Consider the following 4,826-nt stretch of genomic DNA (forward strand, 5'->3'; position numbering starts at 1 on the left):
TCGAGGCGGCCGCGGTGGGCGAGGAGACGGGCTGCTCGTCGTCATCGACGGCGGTCGTCACGATGTCGGCGACCACGACCGTCACGTTGTCCGGGGCGCCCGCGGCCAGTGTGAGCGCGATGAGGCGGTCTGCGCACTCGCCCACGTCCTCGAAGTTCTTGACCGTCTGCTCGACGATCTCGTGCGGGACGTAGTTGAGGCCGTCCGAGCACAGGAGCCAGCGCTCGCCCTCGCCGACGTCGAACGAGGTGAGGTCGAGCTCGGGGCTCGCGTCGACGTCGCCCAGGACCCGCATGAGCACGTTCTTGTGGGGGTGGGTCTCCGCCTCCTCGGGGCGGAGCCGGCCCTCGCTGATGAGGCGCTGTACGAACGTGTGGTCCACGCTCATCTGCTCGAACGTGGCGCCGCGCAGGCGGTAGGCGCGGGAATCGCCGATGTGGGCGAACGCGAGCTTTGAGCCGTTGAGCAGAAGCGCCGTGACGGTGGTGCCCATGCCCGCGAGCTTCGGATTGGCGGCCACGAGCTCGGAGAGGAGCGAGTTCGCGGTCTGGATCTCATCCGCGAGGACCGTGCCCGCGTCCCCCGCGTAGCCGCTGTGATCGAGGTGAACGAGGTCGAGCACCGTGGACGCGCTCGCGACGTCGCCGCCCGCGTGACCGCCCATGCCGTCCGCGACGACGGCAAGATGACGGCCCGCGTAGGCGGAGTCGTCATTCTTGGCGCGCAGCCTGCCCACATCGGAGCGAGCCGCGTACCGCAGGATCAGCTGAGTGTCCGGCAAGTTCAGGGCCTCAGCTCGATCACGGTCTTGCCGATCCGGATCGGCGCGTTGAGGTCCACGGGCTGTGCACGGGTGAGCTGGCGGTCAGCGAGGTACGTGCCGTTCGTCGAGCCGAGGTCCTCGATGAACCAGCGGCTGCCCTGGGGGAAGAGGCGGGCGTGGCGGCCGGACGCGTAATCGTCCTCGAGCACGAGCGTGGCCTCCTGCGCGCGGCCCAAGAGAATGGGGCTCTCGCCGAGCGGCATGCTCGTTCCCGCGAGCGGACCCTCGACGACCACGAGGTGATGGGCCTGCTGCCGCGCGGGCGGCTCGGCGAGTTCGGGGTTCTTGCGGACCTGGCGCGCGGTCGGCGCACCCGTCTTGTTCCGGCGCCCCACCGCAAGGTCTCGGCGCATCGCTCCCACGACGCTGAAAACGAGCACCCACATGAGGACGAGGAAGCCGAGGCGCAGGACGGTGAGCGTCAGTTCGTTCACGCAGTTCCTCCCAGTGGGGCCGGCAGCATGCGGAAGGTGATGCGCGTGCGGCCCATGCTGATCACTGAGCCGTCCAGGAGTTCGGCGGTGCCGTTCACGCGTTCGCCATTGACGTAGCTTCCGTTCGTCGAGCCGAGGTCCACCGCGTAGAAGCGGCCCTGACTCTGCCGGACCTCGATGTGTCGGCGCGAGACGCCGGTGTCATCGACCACGATGTCCGCCTCCGAGGAGCGGCCCAGCACGATCGAGTCGGCGTTGAGCGAGTAGCGCTGGCCGTCGATCTCGAGGACTGGGTGGAGGTGCAATGGGCGGCGGGGCGGGGCAGATGGGGCGGGCGGCACCGAGGGTACCCGAGGGCGGCCCGGGGCCGCGGGGGACTCGCCCTTGTCCGAGCGCGCGGTGACCTCGAAAGCGCCGGGCTTGAGTTCGCCGTCGTGCTTGAAGGAGAAGCGCACCGGCCCCTGGAGGGTATAGCCCTGGGAGCGAGCGTGCTGGACGGCGACGTCGCACAGCTCCTCGGCAAGCGGCTGCCCCCACTGCTGGACTCGGTCGAAGTCGGTGTCGCCGAGGCGCGCCTCGAAGACGTTGGGCGCGAGCGTGCGCCCTTGGGAAATCGAAATGGCCTGGCCGTCCATGACGCGGCGCAGCCGGCTCGCAATCTCGACGGGCTGTACTTGGGCGTTGGAGCCCCTTGAGAAGACGCCGTGCACGGCCTTCTCGATGCCGAGCTCGAGGCGATCGAGCAGTCCCATGGCCGTCCTCCTCTCTCGGTTGCCGTCCGGCAGGGGGCGCGGCGCTGCACGGGTGACTGGCACGCACTCGTGCGACGCTCCTCCGATACTACTGGTCGGGTTCCAAAAACCCTCCCTCGGACCCTCGCGGGGCCCAGTGCGGCTGCGTATCGATTTCATATCCGTAGTGCGCTCGGCTATGCTTGTTCTCGCTGCCTTCGCGGGTTTGGGCGTTGTTCCGGGCCTTGCGAGAGGGTGAGCGCGAGTGGCGGAACGGCAGACGCGCTGGCTTCAGGTGCCAGTGTCCGAAAGGGCGTGCGGGTTCAAATCCCGCCTCGCGCACCACGTTGAGGCCCCCGATCTTCGGATCGGGGGCCTTTTTCATGGCAGGCCCGCGCCCGTGCCGCTACCGCACGTCCTTGAGCTGCACCGGACGGATGAGCACGTGCATCGGGGTCACAACCCAGCGCTCGCGCGTCGCACGGAACTGCTCCCGCGTCGAGAACTCGTACAGCGCGTTGCGCACTCGCACCCAGCGCGGCCGCTCGCCGCCGAACGGGTCGGCGCGCAGCAGCTGGAGCGTCGCGGGGTCGGCGTCGAGGAGCTTGAACAGGAACGCGTAGAACCACTCCTCGTGCACGGTCCGCAGGGGGAGGAACCACATGAGCCAGTCGAGCCGCAGGTGGTACGGCGCCCACTGCCGCGGCAGCCGGCCCGGCTCGCCGGGCTTGCCCCTGAAGCGGTACTCGCGCCATTCGGCGCCGTCCGTCGGGACCTCGTCGAGCGTGCCCTCGACGACAATCTCAATTCGCCGCTTCGTGACCGTGCCGAACGCGCCGTAGGTGTTGCCGAGCTGCCAGCGGTTGAAGCTCGCGTTCATGAGCTGCCGATCCGAGAGGAGGTTCTTCGCCGGCCAGTAGCCGAGGACCGCGAGGAGCACGGCCGCGGCGAGGGCGACGGCGGCCCACGCCCACGCGAACACGTCGCCCGGGTAGCCGGTCGGCTCGCCGAGCCCGCCCGCGAACAGCCCGCCGGACCACACGGCATGATTCTCCGCCGACGCGTCCGCCCACGATTCCGACGTGTACCGCAGCGGCATGAACGGGAACAGGGCGTGCACCGCGCGATCGCCTACGGCGCTGAACGCGAGCACGATCGCGGACCAGTTGAGCCACGCGAAGTTCCCGGACAGCACGAGCCACAGCTGCGTGATGACAATGAGCCCTGCGGCGATGCTCGCGATCGGCTGCGGCGCGAAGAGGAAGAACGGGACCACGAGCTGCGAGAAATGGTTCCCCACGACCTCGGCCCGGTGAAGCGGCTTGGGCAGGAGGTGGAACTGGCGGCTCAGAGGCCCGGGCATGGGCTGGGTCTCGTGGTGGTAGTACAGGGCGGTGAGGTTGCGCCATTCCTGGCCGCCGCGGATCTTGATCATTCCCGCGCCGAACTCGAGCCGGAACACGAGCCACGCCGTCACGAGCAGCACGGCCGTGGGGGGCGGGCTCTGGTCCGAGCCGAGGAACGCCACCGTGAACCCCGCCTCGAGCAGGAGCATCTCCCACCCGAAGCCGTAGAACGTCTGGCCCACGTTCACGATCGACATGTAGAGCGCCCACAGAACGAGGAACCCCACGAGCGGCACCCACGGGGGCCCGAGCTGGGGGACGCCAAGCACCGTGAGCCCAGAGACGACGAGGCCCGCGGCGCACATCCACCGGAAGCGCCGGTCCGAGTAGCCCCACCGGAACAGCGTGGGGCGGCGCAGGCGCAGCCGATGGAACGCCGCGAGGTAGTCGGGGGCGGGCAGGAAGCCGCGCTCGCCGAGGAGCGCCGGGAACTGGTTGAGGCTCGAGAGGAACGCGACGAAGAACAGGGCGGCGATGCCCCGCTGCAGCACGATGCGCGCCAGTTGGTAGTCCGGCGCGCTGAACCAGAGCAGCCAGTCCATGCGTCCACGCTACGCCGGGGCCGGGGCGCGCGGTACGAACGGCGCCGACGTGTGCGCGGCGTTGCTTGCCCGCGGACCACCTCCGGCGGCTAGCGTGGTGCCATGAGCGCAGAGAGGCCCTTCCAGAACGTCACGTTCCCGTCCTCGGGCCGCGAGGCCCACGGCTATCTGGCCCGACCGGAGTCCGGTTCGGGGCCGGGCGTCATCGTCATCCAGGAGTGGTGGGGGCTCGTGGACCACATCCGCGACATCGCGGACCGCCTCGCCGCCCAAGGCTTCGTGGCCCTCGCCCCGGACCTGTTCGGCGGGCGCGTCGCGCACGACGGCGCCGAGGCCGCCCGCATCATGCGGGACCTCCCCGAGGCCGAGGGCGCGCGGTTGCTCGCGGGCGCCGTCGACTATCTCCTGAGTCTGCCCGAAGTCACGAGCTCGACCGTCGGCGCGATCGGCTTCTGCATGGGCGGCGGATTCGTCCTGCAGCTCGCGGCCCAGCAGGGCGAGCGGATCAGCGCCGCCGTCCCGTTCTACGGCGTGGGGCAGGGCGTGCCGAACCACTTCTCCGGCGTCCGCGCCGCGATCCAGGGCCACTACGGCGAGAAGGACCGCGGCTACCCGGCCTCGGAGGCCCGCAAGCAGGCCGAGCAGATACGGCGCGAGTCGGGCGCTGAGGTCACGTTCTACTTCTACGACGCGCCCCACGCCTTCGCCAACGACTCCAACCCCCAGGGCAACTACCGCCCCGAGGCGGCGAAGCTCGCGTGGTCCCGCTCAGTCGAGTTCCTGAGAGAGAAGGTGCGCTGACCCTGGTCCTCAGGGGAGGTCACCTCGCGCGCCGGGCGAGGGCGCGGCCGACGACGGCGGCCGCCACGAGCATGAGCACCGCACCGATC

The 4,826-nt window shown here is 70.1% G+C and carries 5 protein-coding genes and 1 tRNA gene; 2 read left to right on the plus strand and 4 right to left on the minus strand.

The genetic code is table 11. From position 1 onward, the window contains the following. The 3 genes from ACLN58_RS17815 to ACLN58_RS17825 all read right to left on the minus strand — a co-directional run. Positions 1–781 (minus strand): PP2C family protein-serine/threonine phosphatase (locus ACLN58_RS17815; RefSeq protein WP_415856583.1); only part of this gene is annotated, 781 nt, incomplete at its 3' end. A 2-nt stretch (positions 782–783) separates the two neighbouring features. Next, positions 784–1,257, minus strand: a complete 474-nt coding sequence (locus ACLN58_RS17820; RefSeq protein ID WP_415856584.1) for an FHA domain-containing protein — start codon at positions 1,255–1,257, stop codon at positions 784–786. Next, positions 1,254–2,009, minus strand: a complete 756-nt coding sequence (locus tag ACLN58_RS17825) for an FhaA domain-containing protein (protein ID WP_415856585.1) — start codon at positions 2,007–2,009, stop codon at positions 1,254–1,256. Before ACLN58_RS17825 ends, ACLN58_RS17820 begins: the two co-directional genes overlap by 4 nt. A 238-nt stretch (positions 2,010–2,247) precedes the next feature. On the opposite strand from ACLN58_RS17825, the gene ACLN58_RS17830 reads away from it, so the two are divergent. After that, positions 2,248–2,333: transfer RNA gene (locus ACLN58_RS17830), tRNA-Leu, on the plus strand. Between the two features lie 61 nt (positions 2,334–2,394). Here ACLN58_RS17830 and ACLN58_RS17835 read toward each other — a convergent pair. Further along, positions 2,395–3,936: a lipase maturation factor family protein gene (locus tag ACLN58_RS17835; RefSeq protein ID WP_415856586.1), complete on the minus strand. Its 1,542-nt coding sequence runs from the start codon at positions 3,934–3,936 to the stop codon at positions 2,395–2,397. A gap of 102 nt (positions 3,937–4,038) precedes the next feature. Between ACLN58_RS17835 and ACLN58_RS17840 the strand changes: the two genes are divergently transcribed. Then, on the plus strand, positions 4,039–4,737 hold the full coding sequence (locus tag ACLN58_RS17840) for a dienelactone hydrolase family protein (protein WP_415856587.1): 699 nt from the start codon (positions 4,039–4,041) through the stop codon (positions 4,735–4,737). Positions 4,738–4,826: the final 89 nt, after the last annotated feature.

The sequence above is a fragment of the Sinomonas sp. G460-2 genome (genome assembly GCF_047759905.1).
GTDB lineage: Bacteria > Actinomycetota > Actinomycetes > Actinomycetales > Micrococcaceae > Sinomonas.

What these genes read in the sequence shown, in the direction of transcription:
- ACLN58_RS17825 (WP_415856585.1), bottom strand. Translation starts at nt 2,009, where the DNA reads ATGGGACTGCTCGATCGCCTCGAGCTCGGCATCGAGAAGGCCGTGCAC.
- ACLN58_RS17835 (WP_415856586.1), bottom strand. Translation starts at nt 3,936, where the DNA reads ATGGACTGGCTGCTCTGGTTCAGCGCGCCGGACTACCAACTGGCGCGC.
- ACLN58_RS17840 (WP_415856587.1), top strand. Translation starts at nt 4,039, where the DNA reads ATGAGCGCAGAGAGGCCCTTCCAGAACGTCACGTTCCCGTCCTCGGGC.